Here is a 14645-nt window from a genome sequence, read left to right as displayed (position 1 = left end):
GGCTTCAGCGCGGCCCGCCCTGGTCGATCACGCGGATTTCGCCGACTTCCAGGTCGAGTTCGGTCCTGAAGTAGAGCCGCTCCGGATACGGCTGCGCCCACAGATCGCCCTCCACCAGAAACGACACGGTGTTGTGGCGCCCGGTCGTCTCTTCGAGTTGCATCGAACTGACCCGCACGGTGTCGCGCAGAATGCGCGGCTCGAACGCCCAGATCGCATCGCGCACGAGCCGCTCGAGCCGCGACGGATCGATGCCTGAGGCGGTCTTGCCGGCAATGTCCGGCAGGCCGAAATTGATCACGGAGGTCGCGACATACGGATAGCCGCTCAGATCCTGCACCGACGCGAGGCCATTCGCGTTCAGCAGCCAACCGAGGTCGCGCTGCACGCTCTCGCGCAGCGCGCGCATCGACAGAACGCGCCGCTCGCGCGCTTCCTGCTTCGCCTCCGGTTCGAGATCGGTCAGCCGGTCGAGCAGCGACGGTTGCAGGCGATCACGCGCGGTCAGTTCAGCCATGATCCGGAGCGGCCGCGCCGTCCTGTTCGGCAGGCGCGTCGCCGCTCGTCAGTTCGATGGTGCGCACGTCGAAGAGCGCGTAGTCGTTCGCATCGGAGGCGAACATACGCTGTCCCACCGGCCGCGCGAGCACGGGATCGTCACCGATCCATTCGGTCAGGCGCGCGAGCCACAACGCTCGATTCGGCTCGGCGAGCGTGCCCGGATAGCGGGCGGGAATCAGACCGGCGCCCTGGCCGTCGTTGGCCCACGTGAAAACGGCCGGCATCCAGACGCGGTCGCGCAGGTCGGACGGCGGCTCGATTTCGATCCGTTTGATGCGCGAAAAAGGAATCCAGTAATAGCGGCCGTTCAGCACGGCTTCGAGTGTCGGGCCGAGCCGGTTGTCGGCGTCGGCGAGCCACCTGAACGGTTCGCCATTCAATGCGCCGGCGCTGGCGGGTGCCTCGTCGAGCGCCCGCGCGCGCGCGGCGGCCGCCGCGCCGCTATCGCCCGCGGTGTCGAGCCGCAATGCCTCGAGGAGCAACGCAAGCCAGCCGGTCGGCTCGCCGAAGATCAGCGGCGCGCGCTCGCCTTTGAAAACCGCTTCGCGCAGCGCCTCGCATTGCAACGCTTCACGATAGGTTTGCACCATCGGCAACGCGGCCGCGTCGAGTTCGCCGACGACGTTCAGTTGCGTCAATGCGCGATCCCAGGCGCCCGTCACCGCGAGCAACTGGAATAGAAAGACGCGATAGGCGGCTTTCGACGGATCCTTGCGAACCTGTTTTTGCAATTCGCGCAGACATCCGTCCAGATCGCCTTCGCGCAAGCATTCTTCTGCGTTCATGCCGGTTCGCTCCGGTCTGGCTCGAGTCGTCCCACCCGCCGCCGCACTGCGACGGCAGGACCGCCGCAGTGCAGTCGCCCTTTGCGCTCAGCCGATCAGGTAGTGGCGTTGGCGGGGATGTTCCATTTCACTTCGACCACCCCGCCTTCCTTCTCGCCCTTCGCGTTTTGCGGCTGGTACTCGACATGGAATTTTTCGAAGTTGAGCGTGACGTTCTCGGTGAAGCGTTCTTCGCCGCCCGAGCCGCCGGTCGAATACGAGCTGATCAGTACGCCGTTCAACGTGATCTTGTAGTACTCGAGCGGATTGTCGCCACCTGCCTTGCGCACCGTCAGCAACGCCGTGTCGATGTGCGTGCCTTTGGTGCAGGCTGCCATGATCGGCGGACTCGCCTTGTCGCTGTATTTGGTAAATGACAGGTCCTGCACCGACACCTTGCCGGCGCCGCCGCCCGTGCCCATGTGCATCGTGCCGCTCTGGCTCATGCCCCAGCTCCACGCGAGCACTTCGATTTCTTCCTTGTGGGTCTTGTCCTGCGACTCGCCCTTGATATCGCCCAGCTTCATGAACATGTCGATGGCCATCTTCTTCTCCGCTCAAAGCAATTCGTCACTGAATGGGGATTTCCGTCATGCCGCCTTGGCGGACGGAAGCTTCGAAACCAACCGTAGCGATACGGTCAGGCCTTCCAACTGGTAGTGCGGACGCAGGAAAAACTTCGACGTGTAATAACCGGGATTGCCTTCGACTTCCTCGACGACCACCTCGGCGGCCGCGAGCGGGCGTCGTGCCTTGGACTCTTCCGTCGAGTGCGCCGGATCGCCGTCGACGTACTGAAGGATCCAGTTCTGCAGCCAGCGCTGCATGTCGTCCCTCTCCTTGAAACTGCCGATCTTGTCGCGCACGATGCACTTCAGGTAGTGAGCGAAGCGGCTGCAGGCGAACAGGTAGGGCAGACGCGCGGCCAGGTTCGCGTTCGCGGTGGCATCGGGGTCTTCGAACTCGGCGGGCTTGTGCAGCGACTGCGCGCCGATGAAGGCGGCGAAATCGGAGTTCTTCTTGTGCACGAGCGGCATGAAGCCGTTCTTCGCGAGTTCGGCTTCGCGGCGATCGCTAATGGCGATTTCGGTCGGGCACTTCATGTCGATGCCGCCGTCGTCGGTGGGGAACGCGTGCACCGGCAGGTTCTCGACGGCGCCCCCCGACTCGATGCCGCGAATCCGCGAACACCAGCCGTACATCTTGAACGAGCGGTTGATATTGGTCGCCATCGCATAGGCGGCATTGGCCCATGCGTATTTGCCGCTGTCCGCGCCGGCCGTGTCTTCCTCGAAATCGAATTCCTCGACCGGATTGGTCTTGGCGCCATACGGCGCGCGCGCGAGAAAACGCGGCATCGCGAGACCGACGTAGCGCGCATCCTCGGATTCGCGCAGCGAGCGCCACGCGGCATGCTCAGGCGTCTGGAAGATTTTCGTCAGGTCGCGCGGATTGGCCAGCTCCTGCCATGAATCCATCAGCATCACCGCGGGATCGGCGCCGGCGATGAACGGCGCATGCGCGGCGGCCGAGATCTTTGATATCTGCGTCAGCAGATCGACGTCGGGCCCGCCGTTGTCGAAGTAATAATCAGCCACCAGCGCGCCATACGGCTCGCCGCCGAACTGGCCGTATTCCTCTTCGTAGAGCTTCTTGAAGATCGGGCTTTGATCCCACGCGGTGCCCTTGTACTTCTTGAGCGTCTTGTACAGATCGCCCTTCGATACGTTCATCACGCGGATCTTCAACGTCTCGTCCGTCTCGGTGTTGTTGACCAGATAGTGCAAGCCGCGCCACGCGCTCTCGACTTTCTGGAACTCTTCCGAATGGATGATCTGATTGATCTGGGCGGTCAGCTTCTCGTCGATCTGCGCGATCAGCGATTCGATCGTCGCGAGCACATCGCCCGAAATCACGTTCGTATCGCGCAGCGCCTGTTCGGCGAGCGTGCGCACCGCCGTCTCGACGGCTTCCTTCGCCTTCTCGCTCTTCGGCTTGAATTCCTTTTGCAGCAGATTCGCGAAATCGCTCGTTTCAAGCGACGCCTCGCCGGGTTGCGCTTGCCCTTGGGTGCTAGGTTCAGCCATGGTCAGACTCCCCTGTAGATCACGCTCATTGCTGCGGCTTCGGTGCGGACGCCAACGACTGCAGCAACGCAGGATCGTTGAGCAGTTTCGCGATCAGCTCCTCGGCGCCGGTCTTGCCGTCCATATAGGTCAGCAGGTTTTGCAACTGGCCGCGCGCCTCCAGCAGCTTCGACAACGCGTCCACCTTGCGCGCGACCGCCGCGGGCGAAAAGTCGTCCATGCTCTCGAAGGTCATGTCGACCGCGAGGTTGCCCTGACCGGTCAGCATGTTCGGCACCTGCACGGCGACGCGCGGTTTCATCGACTTCAGACGCTCGTCGAAGTTGTCGACGTCGATCTCGAGAAACTTTCGATCCGCCACCGGCGCGAGCGGGTCCGCCGGCTGACCGGAGAGATCGGCCAGCACGCCCATGACGAAGGGCAGATTGACCTTTTTCTCCGACCCGTAGACTTCGACGTCATATTCGATCTGAACTCGCGGCGCTCGATTGCGCGCGATGAATTTCTGGCTGCTTTCCTTGGCCACGACCATTCCCCTGGTTGACGCCGCACGGCCGCGAGCAGCGCGCCGCATGACTGGCGTTGCTAGAAGCGAAAAAGCCCATCCCCGCCTGACTGCTTACTCGTTTTCGATACCGCCGGCCTGCCTGGCCTGGCGCACGCCTTCGGGCGCGAGGTCCTGCAGAATTTCCATGAAGTTCCTGTCGACCAGCCGGCGCGCGCGCCGCAGCAGCAGCGGCAACGGGCTGGAGGGTTCGTGACGCTCGTAGTACGCGCAGATCTTGTCGATCATGCGGATCACGTCCTGACGGTCCGTGATGTCGCCGGACAGCGGCACGGGTGCCGGCGCCGCGCCGGCGCTTTCGCCCGGGGTCACGTCGCCGTTCGGCGATGCTTGCGGCGCTCCGCCCGGGACGTCGAGACGTTCGCCGAGAAAGTCGGCTGCACGCCGCAGCAGCCTCGATAGCGGCGACAGATCGATGGAGCGCGCCGCGCCGACACGCTCGGTCAATACCGTCTCGATGCGCATCGCGCTATGCGTGGCCGCGAGCAAGGCAGTGTGCGCTTCAGCGGCGTCTTCGTGGGCGTCGGCGATCACCGCGTCGATCGAGCTCAGCGACGCCGCCTCGACGCCCTTGGGCAGCGGCACTTCGCCGGTCGCATATTCGATGTCGCGCAAGCTGACGCCACCGTGCGCGCGCGACGACGCGAGCGGTGCGTCGCGCACGTCCACCAGCATGCCGGACGGTTCGACGAGGGCGGCGAGCGCGTTGACGCGGGCGGTCGGATCGTTGTCGTCGTCGGGATCGAGCTGTGGATAGACATGGTCCCAGCGCTGTTCGAGCAGGCCTTCGACGAGTGCGAGGCCCTCGGCGAAGCCGGCGAAACGACGGCGATTGAGTAGCGCGCGCGCCAGGTGTACCGCGACGCGCAAGTCGCGGCCTTTTGCGAGCAGATCGAGCGACAGCGCTTCGGCCACTTTCCAGTCAGGCGGCGTGGCGGCGACCATGGTCTCGCCGAACTGCACCTCCGGCTTGCCGTGGACGACCTGCTCGAGCGCAAGGAAGTCAGGGTCGTACTCGAGGTCGTCCCCGCATGGACTGGCAGCTGATATGTCGGCAAGCATTTCGCCCGCGAGAAGCGTGGCCATGTCTGGTATCGGTCTCGGATGAGTAGTCTCGACGCACCGTAAGTGACCGGTACGGGTTGCCCTTGCCCGCCGGGAATCAGCGTTCCCGGAAATACGTGTTAACTCTGATTAGATTGCCTTCGCCAGCTATTGCGATGTTTTTAGCGAGCGTTGTCCTTTCTCGGCGGCAATCCGATATGAGAATAGCACGCAGCCCGGAAAATCAAAGCCGGATAGCAATAGAAACGGATTTTGTTTAATTAAGCGAAACAGTATATGTAATACCATTCAACTCCATAAACACTTAAGAAGTTTTAACCTTTTCGTTCCGGCACCATTACAATCACAAGCCCCGACAGTCGTCTTACGACCTCACCAGCGCGCCCTTTCAGGACGGTCGATTGGCGGGATCGCCCGACATCTGGGTAAACGAATCAGGTGCCCGGATTTTTTAAAAAATTTGACCTTTCCGGGTTGCCGGTAAGCGCTTACGTTGCGTTTAGGGTTAGTCCTGATAGCGATAGAACCCGTCGCCGCAGCGGTGAATAACATATTAAGTTTTACCTTGTAATATATAAAACGTGCCAATAGACTAAGTCTGTTTTCCAATCACGCGCCGGTTGCACGGCGGAATTGCCGGTATTGCAAGCGTTTGGCATACGCAATCTGCCCGATATGGCGGCAAAGCGAGTGCCGGATTCATTGGGGACAGAAAACCGGCGCACCACACACGCGGCGAAATGGGTAGTGTCAGCAGCCGGGCTCCGCCCTTAAGAAGCGGGGCTCACCACCTCGGGGTGAAAAGTGGCAGATATCCAAAGCGCTGCAATTGCCGACCACGCTGGAGAAAGCGCACTGCCCGACCTGTGGCAACGCCGCACCTGCCTGAGCCACGACGAAATGGCGTCGATCTATACGATCGTGCGCCGCGCGCTGACCGGCTACCATCCGTCGGAATTGCAGGCGCTGGGCGAGGACAAGGAAGAACTGATCTCGCAGTTCCTCTATCTCAAGGTGTTCCGTTTCGATACCGCGCCGACGGCATTGCCCACCTTCCCGCTGCACAGCGCGCCGTCGACCAGCCATGCCGTGTGCGCCTATTTCCGCCGCTATCTGATCGACTGTCTGCGCAGCGCGAGCCATCAGCGCAACGTGTCGCTCGACGAAGGCGACGTGATGCTCGAAATCGACCGGCAAACGGCTTTTCATCCCGATCCGATCGGCTCGGTCCTGTTGCAATACGGTCTGCACGAAGCCGAGGTACGCGACTCCGCGTCGCATTTCATTGCTTCGCTCGACGACGCCGACCGCATGCTGCTCGCCGGCAGTCTCGGCTGGCTGTCGAACGAGAAAGGCGGTCTGTCGCAGGTGGCCGCGCGTTACGGCATCGCGTCGTATCACTACCGGGCGCGCAAGCTTGGCGTCACGCTGAAAAAAGGCTCGATACCCGCCGACTTCGCCCGCACGCAAATCGGCCAATGGATCGAGCACAGCCTTGGCATTGACATCTCGCCGGGCAATCGCATCGTCATCCTGCTGGTTCTGGGCATTCTGTCCGCGCAGTCGCACGCGCAGGAATGAGCTCGACAGACCACGAGCATATGAGAGGTCAACGGTGCAACTTGCCACCGCAAGCCTGACCGACAGGGGCGACCGCCCGCGCAACGAAGATTCGTTCGGCGACTGGTCGAGCGAACGGCTCTACTATTGCGTCGTCGCCGACGGCGCCGGCGGACACGGCGGCGGCGACACCGCCTCGCGCCTCGTCGTCGCTTCGGTGCTGGCGGATTTGCGCTACCTGACCGTTGCCGAATTGCCGCCGACGGGCGACCGGCTGATCAGCGCGCTCACGCATGCCAATGAGAACATCGTCGAAGAACAGTTGCGCGGCAAAGGCAATGAAAAAGACATGCGCTCGACGGCCGTGGTGCTCGCCATCGACCGCGAATGCGCGACGGCCGCGTGGGCCCATTGCGGCGACACCCGCCTCTACTGTTTCCGCCACGGCGAGATCTGCGCGCGCACGCGCGACCACAGCATGGTTCAGCAGATGGTCGACGCGCGGCTGCTCGCCGAGGAGGAGATGCGTCATCATCCGCGCCGCAACGTGCTGTATGCGGCGCTGGGCACGCGCGACGCACTCAACATTGCGGGCGTCGACGGTACTTTCGCGCTGCATGACGGCGACGCTTTCCTGATCTGCACGGACGGCCTGTGGGAGTACGCCGACGACGCCGGCATCGCCGACGCGCTGGCCCATGCGGCGACACCCGGCGCCTGGCTCGACGCGCTCGCGCAACAGGTGCGCGCGAGCGCCAGCACGAATCACGACAACTTCACGGCGTTCGCGGTGTGGGTCGGCGACGACGCAGAGGCGACGCAATTGATGCCCGGCCCGGCACAGGCGTAACGCAGCGGATCAGCATCGGAACGGGGCTCGCATCATGCCGATCTCGATCATCATTCCCTGTCTGCAGATGGCGGCAACGCTTGGCCGCGCACTGGAAAGCTGCCTGATCCAGCCTGAGGCCGCGCAAATCATCGTCGTCGACGATGGCTCGACCGATGCTTCGATCGAACTCGCGCAACATTACGGCCGCCTCGACGCGCGCGTGCAGGTGCTGCGCATGCACGTGAACGGCGGTGTCGCCGCCGCGCGCAACTGGGCCGCGATGCACGCGACCGAGGATCTGCTCGGATTCATCGACGCCGACGACGAATATCTGCCCGGCGCGCTGGCCGCGGCGAGTGGCTATCTGCAGCGTTGTCCGGGCGAGGCATCGGTGCGGCTCGACGTCGACTATGCGGGCTTTCCGCGCGCGATCGTAGAGCATCCCGATTTCGATAAATATGCCGCAATCCTCAGCAACACCGTGCCGAGCAGTCTCGTGATCCGGCGGGCGGTGTATCGCGCGCTGGGCGGGTTTCCGCTCGACGCGTTCTTTCGTCGCGTCGGCGGAGAAGACGGCGCGTTTTCGTGGGCATTGAGCAGGCTGTTCGGCAACCGGCGGCTGATCGACGCGAAGCGGGTGCGCCAGCATTACCACCCGGCCATCCACGCTGAACGATTCTTCCGGATTCACCTCGGGATGGAGCAGCCCGTCCATCAGGAGGTCGTCGAAGCATGGCGGCTCTCGCAACGGTTCGTCGCGAGCGCCGAGGCCGCCATCGCGCAACTGCGCGCGCTGCATTCGCCCGCAGGCGCCGCGCCACCCGTCCCGCCCGCTTCGCCCGGCTCCCGCTAGAAGTCACCGCAGCCGTGCTGGGTGTTGGTCAGCAGGCAGCTGTTCAGGTTCGGCTGCGAACGCACCCGCTTCCATTCGACCGCGAGGATGTCCTGTTTCTCGCCAGGCGGCGTCGTGCTGAAGAGCGGCTGGTTCGAGCCGATGCAGATGTTGGTGCCCTGCAGATTGTTTTCGTAGACGAACGTCTGCTCCTGGCTGCTGAAAAACGTCTGCAGACCGCTTTGCGCGACCGGATTGGGGATCGGGCCCTGCGGATTCGGGATCGTGCTCTGAAACGGAATCACCGTCAGCGTGCCCGGCACTTCGTTGACGATATAGCCCACGCTGGACGTGAAGTTGGGGTCGATCGGATAGCCGCCCGCCGGTGAAGTCAGAGTGGCCGTGGTCGTCTGCGAGCCGCTCAACGTGCCCGCGGCGGTATCGCCGTTGATCAGACCGCTCGTCGTGTAGGTGAACGCCGGGTTCGGTGCGCCGACGTAGCGCGTCGCGCCGTCCGCGCTGACCGTGACCGTCGGCCGTGCGACATAGACGAAATGATTGCCGGTGGTGGGCACCGTGCCGCCCCAACTACAGCCCGAGCCAAACAGGCAGCCGTAGAAATTGGGCTGCGCGGTGTTCGGCTGCACGCTGCCGCGTGTCTCGCCGTTCCAGGTGCTGGCCCAGACTCGCCATGCGTTGCCGGCGCCAAGTGTGCCGGAGTTCGCATCGACGAACACGCCGTTCTCCATCACCAGATCGATCGAGCCGCCCGCGCTCAGATTCGTATTCGGAGCCGTCGCGGACGGCGTGCTCGCGCCCAGCCCGATATTGCCGGTCGTAGCGGTCGCGACGAGGCTGCCGGTTAGCGTAGAGTTCGTCACGCTCATCGGGCTCAACTGGCTCGCGACGGAGTCGAACGTCTGGCTCGTCAGCGGGCCGATCACGAAGCCATGCGAGTTCGAGAAGTCGACGCTCCCCGCGTTGGCCATCGCCAGCACGCCGACGTCGTTTTGCGGATCGGTCAGCGTGAAGGTACCGGGGCCGGCGAGAATCAACCCGGCGGTCTGGATGCCGCCAGGGTCCGTGACGGGACCGGCCGACAGCAGCATCAAGGTGTGGCCCGGAGTCGAGATGCCATAGGTCAGCGCGATCCCTTGACTGTCCGCGCCCGGGTTGGACAGCGTGAGATTGTTCGCGAAGCCCGGACGCGTCGGCACGCAAGGCGAGCCGGCCGATACGCACTGCCCGTTCACTGTGATGCGCCCGGTTTGCGTGCTGGACCCGAGCACGATGCTGGGAATCGACGCGAAGGTCGAGAAAGTCGGGGCGTCGATGCTGAGACCGCCGCCCGTGCCGAGCAGCGTGATCGGCATCGCGTTCTGAGCGGTGATCGTGAAGCTCGACGGGTCCACCGACGCCGGCATGATCGACAGCACGCCGCCCGGCGACGACAGCGTCGCCTGCGTGATGGCGAGGCTGCTCGCCGTGCCGTCGTTGAATGCGCGCAACACGATCGAAGCGGGATTCGTCGTCGAGATCGTCACGTTGTCGGCGGTGGCATTGGCGACCGCGCTCGTCACGCCGCCGCCGGTGGCGATGGAGGTCGGATTGATCAGCCCAAACTCGCTCTGCTCGATCTCGGGCACCGCAAGGCCGATCGCGACGCCCGGATCGGACGTCGTGGTCGAACCGGCAATGCCGATCGTGGTGGTACGCGTCCCGGTCGCGCTGATCGCGCCATTGGCGATCAGCACGCCGTAGTCGTTCTGCAGGTTCGGACTGCTTCCGGCCGGGCCGCTCACCGCGCCGCGGATATCGATCGCCCCGCCGTTGGTCGACGTGATCGTCGTGCCGTCGGTGATCAGCACACCCTGCACGAACGGACCGGTGCCGCTGCCGAACAGGCTCACCGTGCCCGTGCCGGTCGTCACCGATACGGGGGCTGTCTGGATGCAGTCCACGCATAGCGTGTTCTCGAACATCAGCCCGATCACCGAGTCGCCGTTGACCGCGGCTCCCACGCTTTGTCCGGTGAACTCGAGGTTGCCGCTCGTCGACTGGACCGACGACCCATGCATGTCGAGGCCGATGCTGACGTTCATGTTCGACGACACGCTGCCGGTGGCGGAAATGTCGCCGCTGCCGGTGCTCAACGTGGTGCCATAGAAATAGACGCCGTCCGCGAAGGTGCCGCCGGCGGCTGTACCGGTGACATTGCCCGTCACGCCGATCGCGCCGGTCGTGTTGGAGATCGTGGTGTTCTGAATCTCGACGCCGAAGCCCCCTTGCGCGCTTTGCGCCACGCTACCGTTGACCGTGATCGCGCCGCCCGAACTGCTGAGCCCGGGCTGCAGCGCGGGACCCTCGCCCACCGTGGCGCCGCCGGTCAGGAACACGCCCATCGCGCTGCTGCCTGAAGAACTGCCGTTCACGCTCAGTGCCCCGCTCGTCGTGCTGGCTGAAGTGCCTGATAGAAGCACGCCGATGCCCTGATCCTCGATATTCGAACTGCCGGCGCCGCTGATGGTGAGCGCGCCGCTGCCGGTTTGAATCGTATTGTCACCTTGTGCGATCACGCCGTCGTTGCCTCCGCCGCCGGCGGTGGCCGTGCCGGTGATGCGAAGCGCGCCGCTCGTCGTCGACAGCGAGCTGGTGCCGTTGATCGCCACACCGTTGGCGTTCGGACCCAGCGCCACGCCCGTCAGCGAGAACACGCCGCCCTCCGCGGAAATGGTCGACGAGTCGATGAAAATGGCCGACGACGACGTGATCAGATAGCCAATCGCCACGCCATTGATCGGGAACGTGCCGGTGACCGTCAGATCGCCGCCCGCGGTGTCGATGTTCGAGTTCTGGATCAGGACCGGGCTCGCGCCACCGCTTCCCAACGTCACGCTGCCGCCGTTGGTCTTCACCGTGACGCCCTGGAACGAGACCAGACTGAGCGGACTCGTGCCGCCCACGTTCGCATCGAATACGAGGCTGAGCGGCCCCGCGCTCGACGTGATGGTGTTGTTGACCAGCACCGATCCCGTCGCGCTCAGCTTCAGCGTGGCGGGAAGCGTGCCGGTCGTGAGGTTGAGCGGCGCGTCGACGACGATGTCGCCCGCGCCGAAGTTGGGATCGGTCCCTGTCAGTACTGTCACCGACGTGCCGAGGCTCAGCGGACCGGTGAGCGCCGTGTTCAGGATGAACGTGCTGCCCGTGATCGGCCCGAACGTCATGGTGTTCGAATCGGCTGCGGTTTGCGTCGGGACCGGCGCCGCGGTGACATCCGGCACCTGCGTCACGATGTCGACCTCGAACGGATCGAGCAGCCACCTGCCGCCCTGACCCTTCGCCGCCGATGCGTCGACGCTCATGCCGGTCGTGTCGAGCGTGTGGCCGGACGTTTCGATCAAGCCGCCGTTACCGCCCTGCGGCCCGCCCTTCGCGGTCAACGTGCCGTAAATGCGGCCGGCCGTTTCGCTGTAAGCCACGACGTTGCCGCCATTGCCGTCGACGAGCGCATCCGCATGGAGGCTGGCGGTCGGCGACATCCAGATCGCATTGGCATTGCGAACGGAGGGGTCCGCACCCGCCGGGCCGCCGCCGAAGTGGACGGTTCCGCCGCCCGCGGCGCCGCTCGCATCGACGTACGCTCCGGCCAGCAGCGCCACGTCGTAGCCGGTCACGTCGATCCTGCCGCCGGTTTGCCCCGCGCCGCCGCTGGCGTCGAGCGTCCCGCTCACCTGTGTCACGCCGTTCGTGCCGCCGTCGAGCAGAATGCGGCCGTCGTGTTCGCTCAGGCTCTGCGCGCGCACGATGCCTTGCTGGTTGATGACGGTGCCCGCCAGCGCGTCGGCCGTCTGTGCGCTCATCACCACGGTGCCGCCGTCGGCGGCCAGCGTGCCGGTATTGCCGATCAGCGCGTGCGCCGCGCCCTGGTTGATCTTCAGGGTGGTCAAACCGTCGCCGGCAAAGTCGACGGTGATGTCGTTGCCCGCGCCCAGCGCGACGCTGCCTAGTTTTGCGCTGACCGTGCCGCTATTGCTGACCGTGCCGCCGAGCAACGCGATGGTGCCGCCCGCGGCCGCCGTCAGCGACCCCGCATTGCTGATCGCCGCCGCGGACGCGCCGACGAAATGGAAGTTGCCGGCAAGGAAATCGGCATTGGAGATATTGAGTGTCGAGGCGATCATCGACCCCACGTTCACCGACGATCCCGGCGCAAAGATCACCCCCGCCGGATTGACGAGAAACACCTTGCCGTTGGCCTGCAGGCGTCCGGCGATTACGCTGGGGTCGTTGCCCGTCACGCGGTTGAGCAGCGCGGCGGAAGCCGACGGCTGCGAGATCCTGACCGCTTCGCCGCTACCGATCGAAAACGTGTTCCAGTTGACGATCGCATTGGACGAGCCCTGCGTGATGTGCATCTGTCCCGCGCCCGGCGAGTTGATGCTGACCGTGCCGGCCACCACCTGGGCGCCGGTCGGATTCGCGAGCGCGAGCGGCATATACGACGCCGCGAACAACGCGGCGACCGCGCCGGCGATCGTGCTCACATGCCCGGGTCGCACATTGCATGGCTTGTTCATCGCACACCTCGGTGCAGATTGCTGCTGCTTGTCGTTGCGTTGCGTCTCGTTGCGTTTCGCTGCCTGCTAGAACGTCTTGGTCAGTTGCACATAAAAGCGCGGCAGCCTGTCGTTGCCGGTCGTATCGGGCCCGGTCGTGCGCCATGCGACCGTGCCTTGTAGCGCAATGCCGCCCGGCGCGGCCCAGAACGCGCCGAGACCCGCGCCACTGCGCGTGATCACGTTCGACCCTTGGCCCGGACGCGGCGTGGCGTTGTACCAACCGGTACCGAAGTCGAAGAACGTGAACACGGTCGCCCGCGCATCGATCGCAAAGCGCCCTTCGAGGGTGGCGACGAACCCCTCGTCGACCAGTGCCTCGGACGGCGAATAAGCGCGCACCGCGTGCGGGCCGCCGAGCAGGAAGCGCGACGAACTGTCGAGCGTGGTTCCGGCCCACTGGCCGGACACGCCGGCGAATACGCTGAGCCGCTCGGTGATCGCGTTCAGGCGGTTGGCGAAGAAAGTGGCGCGCACTTCGGTGCCTTGCGTGTCGCGCCCGAGCGGCGAGGCATCGAGCGTCTCGGCTTGCGCGTTGCGGAAATGCAGACTGCCGATCAAGAGCTCGACATCCGCGCTATTGAAGCCGCCGCCGAACAGCGCGTCGCGGCTTTCATAGCTCAGGCCGATACTGCCCTCCACCAGCGATCTGGGATTGTGTTGATCGACGATGCCGACGTTGTCGATCAGGTCGCGATACTCGAGATTGACACGCCCCAACAGGCTCTGATTGCGTGTGCGCACGAGCGGATGCGTGAGCGTGAAGTCCACCACGGTCGCCTCGCCCTGCGCGTCGAGCGACGCGAATTCCTGGCCGAGCGCATAGTTGAGCCGCGACACCGCGACCCCGACGCGCGTGCCTTGCGCATTGATCGGCGCTTCGTAGCCGACGCGCCCGTAAAGGGTGTCGCCGCGTTCGCTGCCGAGCAGCCGCAGGTCCAGGTTGTCGCCGATCATGAACGGCGAGTTCAGGCGCGCGAGCGCACCGAGCCGCCAGGTGCCGCTGGACTCCGCGCCGAAGTTGTCGACATCGAGCGCAAAGGTCCAGCGTTTGGCCGGCGCGACGTTGACGGTCAGATCGACCGTGCCCGGCTCCTCGCCCGCTTCGATTGCCGAGGAGACCTGAATACCCGGCAGATCGGACAGCAGCAGCATGGTCCGTTCGAGTTCGTGCTGCTGCAGCGGCTTGCCCAACGGAATCTGCGCGACCCGCGCGCGCAACAGATCTTCGCGGATCGGCGTGCCGGCCGCGATGTCGAGCCGCACATGGCCGACGCGCCCTTCGAGCACGCTCATTTCGACGTTGCCGGACGTGACGTCCTGCGGCGGGATCACCACCTGGGCGAGCAGATAGCCGTGATCGCGATAAATCTGCGTGATGCGCGCGGCAATCTCTTCGAGCCCGGCGAAGCTGGTTTGCTTGCCGAGCTTGTCCTGAACGGGCGCAAGCAGCGCGTCGCTGGCGATCGTATCGTTGCCCTTCAACGTGATGCTCTTCAGCAGGAAGGTCGGGCCGGGCGCCGTCACGGGCGCCGCCGGCGGCGGCACGGCGGGTAACGCCTGAGTGCCGCCCGGCGGCGCCGGCCGGGTCTCGCGCGGCGCCGTCTGGTTCAGGATGCTGCCCGCGTTCGGCAGCGTCTGGCCCCACGCGAGCGCACTGCTGCAGGACACCGCCGCGGCGATCAGTCGGAGTCTGTTCATCG

General features: G+C 64.8%; 11 protein-coding genes. 3 read left to right on the top strand and 8 right to left on the bottom strand.

Going from position 1 to position 14645, the window contains the following annotated elements; genetic code table 11:
• Positions 1 to 4: 4 nt before the first annotated feature.
• The 6 genes from tssE to tssA form a co-directional block, all read right to left on the bottom strand.
• Positions 5 to 517 carry a type VI secretion system baseplate subunit TssE gene (gene tssE / locus F6X40_RS00725; RefSeq protein WP_018422993.1) on the bottom strand — a complete coding sequence of 171 codons (513 nt, stop codon included), beginning with the start codon at positions 515 to 517 and terminating at the stop codon, positions 5 to 7.
• Complete coding sequence (locus F6X40_RS00720; RefSeq protein ID WP_184062840.1) at positions 510 to 1346, bottom strand: type VI secretion system accessory protein TagJ; 837 nt, start codon at positions 1344 to 1346, stop codon at positions 510 to 512. Before F6X40_RS00720 ends, tssE begins: the two co-directional genes overlap by 8 nt.
• A 95-nt stretch (positions 1347 to 1441) precedes the next feature.
• The gene (locus F6X40_RS00715) at positions 1442 to 1930 is read right to left on the bottom strand and encodes an Hcp family type VI secretion system effector (RefSeq protein WP_184031795.1); all 489 of its coding nucleotides are present in this window, start codon (positions 1928 to 1930) and stop codon (positions 1442 to 1444) included.
• A 45-nt stretch (positions 1931 to 1975) separates the two neighbouring features.
• Entirely contained in the window at positions 1976 to 3472 is a 1497-nt protein-coding gene (tssC, locus tag F6X40_RS00710; RefSeq protein WP_184062841.1) for a type VI secretion system contractile sheath large subunit, read from the bottom strand.
• Positions 3473 to 3497: 25 nt separating this feature from the next.
• Complete coding sequence (tssB, locus tag F6X40_RS00705) at positions 3498 to 3998, bottom strand: type VI secretion system contractile sheath small subunit (protein ID WP_184031811.1); 501 nt, start codon at positions 3996 to 3998, stop codon at positions 3498 to 3500.
• A gap of 93 nt (positions 3999 to 4091) precedes the next feature.
• Entirely contained in the window at positions 4092 to 5123 is a 1032-nt protein-coding gene (gene tssA / locus F6X40_RS00700) for a type VI secretion system protein TssA (RefSeq protein WP_187626496.1), read from the bottom strand.
• 783 nt (positions 5124 to 5906) lie between these two features.
• On the opposite strand from tssA, the gene F6X40_RS00695 reads away from it, so the two are divergent.
• Genes F6X40_RS00695 through F6X40_RS00685 form a run of 3 tightly spaced genes read left to right on the top strand, consistent with a single transcriptional unit; the run spans position 5907 to position 8347 of the window.
• Positions 5907 to 6683 carry a hypothetical protein gene (locus F6X40_RS00695; protein WP_187626495.1) on the top strand — a complete coding sequence of 259 codons (777 nt, stop codon included), beginning with the start codon at positions 5907 to 5909 and terminating at the stop codon, positions 6681 to 6683.
• Positions 6684 to 6717: 34 nt separating this feature from the next.
• Entirely contained in the window at positions 6718 to 7512 is a 795-nt protein-coding gene (locus F6X40_RS00690) for a PP2C family protein-serine/threonine phosphatase (RefSeq protein ID WP_187626494.1), read from the top strand.
• A gap of 34 nt (positions 7513 to 7546) precedes the next feature.
• Positions 7547 to 8347, top strand: coding sequence for a glycosyltransferase family 2 protein (locus tag F6X40_RS00685; RefSeq protein WP_222945953.1), 801 nt, complete (start codon positions 7547 to 7549; stop codon positions 8345 to 8347).
• Here the strand turns inward: F6X40_RS00685 and F6X40_RS00680 are convergent.
• Together F6X40_RS00680 and F6X40_RS00675 are read right to left on the bottom strand one after the other, a co-directional pair.
• A complete protein-coding gene (locus F6X40_RS00680) occupies positions 8344 to 12903 on the bottom strand; it encodes a beta strand repeat-containing protein (RefSeq protein WP_187626493.1) in 4560 nt (1519 codons plus the stop codon). The genes F6X40_RS00685 and F6X40_RS00680 overlap by 4 nt on opposite strands.
• 66 nt (positions 12904 to 12969) lie before the next feature.
• Positions 12970 to 14643, bottom strand: coding sequence for a ShlB/FhaC/HecB family hemolysin secretion/activation protein (locus tag F6X40_RS00675; RefSeq protein ID WP_187626492.1), 1674 nt, complete (start codon positions 14641 to 14643; stop codon positions 12970 to 12972).
• Positions 14644 to 14645 lie beyond the last annotated feature (2 nt).

It is taken from the genome of Paraburkholderia sp. UCT31 (genome assembly GCF_014397655.1).
GTDB lineage: Bacteria > Pseudomonadota > Gammaproteobacteria > Burkholderiales > Burkholderiaceae > Paraburkholderia > Paraburkholderia tuberum.
This window is presented reverse-complemented; position numbering and strand designations above follow the sequence as displayed.

Excerpts from the sequence above, each read along its gene's own strand:
- tssE (WP_018422993.1), bottom strand. The coding sequence starts at position 517 with ATGGCTGAACTGACCGCGCGTGATCGCCTGCAACCGTCGCTGCTCGAC.
- F6X40_RS00720 (WP_184062840.1), bottom strand. The coding sequence starts at position 1,346 with ATGAACGCAGAAGAATGCTTGCGCGAAGGCGATCTGGACGGATGTCTG.
- F6X40_RS00715 (WP_184031795.1), bottom strand. The coding sequence starts at position 1,930 with ATGGCCATCGACATGTTCATGAAGCTGGGCGATATCAAGGGCGAGTCG.
- tssC (WP_184062841.1), bottom strand. The coding sequence starts at position 3,472 with ATGGCTGAACCTAGCACCCAAGGGCAAGCGCAACCCGGCGAGGCGTCG.
- tssA (WP_187626496.1), bottom strand. The coding sequence starts at position 5,123 with ATGGCCACGCTTCTCGCGGGCGAAATGCTTGCCGACATATCAGCTGCC.
- F6X40_RS00685 (WP_222945953.1), top strand. The coding sequence starts at position 7,547 with ATGCCGATCTCGATCATCATTCCCTGTCTGCAGATGGCGGCAACGCTT.
- F6X40_RS00680 (WP_187626493.1), bottom strand. The coding sequence starts at position 12,903 with ATGAACAAGCCATGCAATGTGCGACCCGGGCATGTGAGCACGATCGCC.
- F6X40_RS00675 (WP_187626492.1), bottom strand. The coding sequence starts at position 14,643 with ATGAACAGACTCCGACTGATCGCCGCGGCGGTGTCCTGCAGCAGTGCG.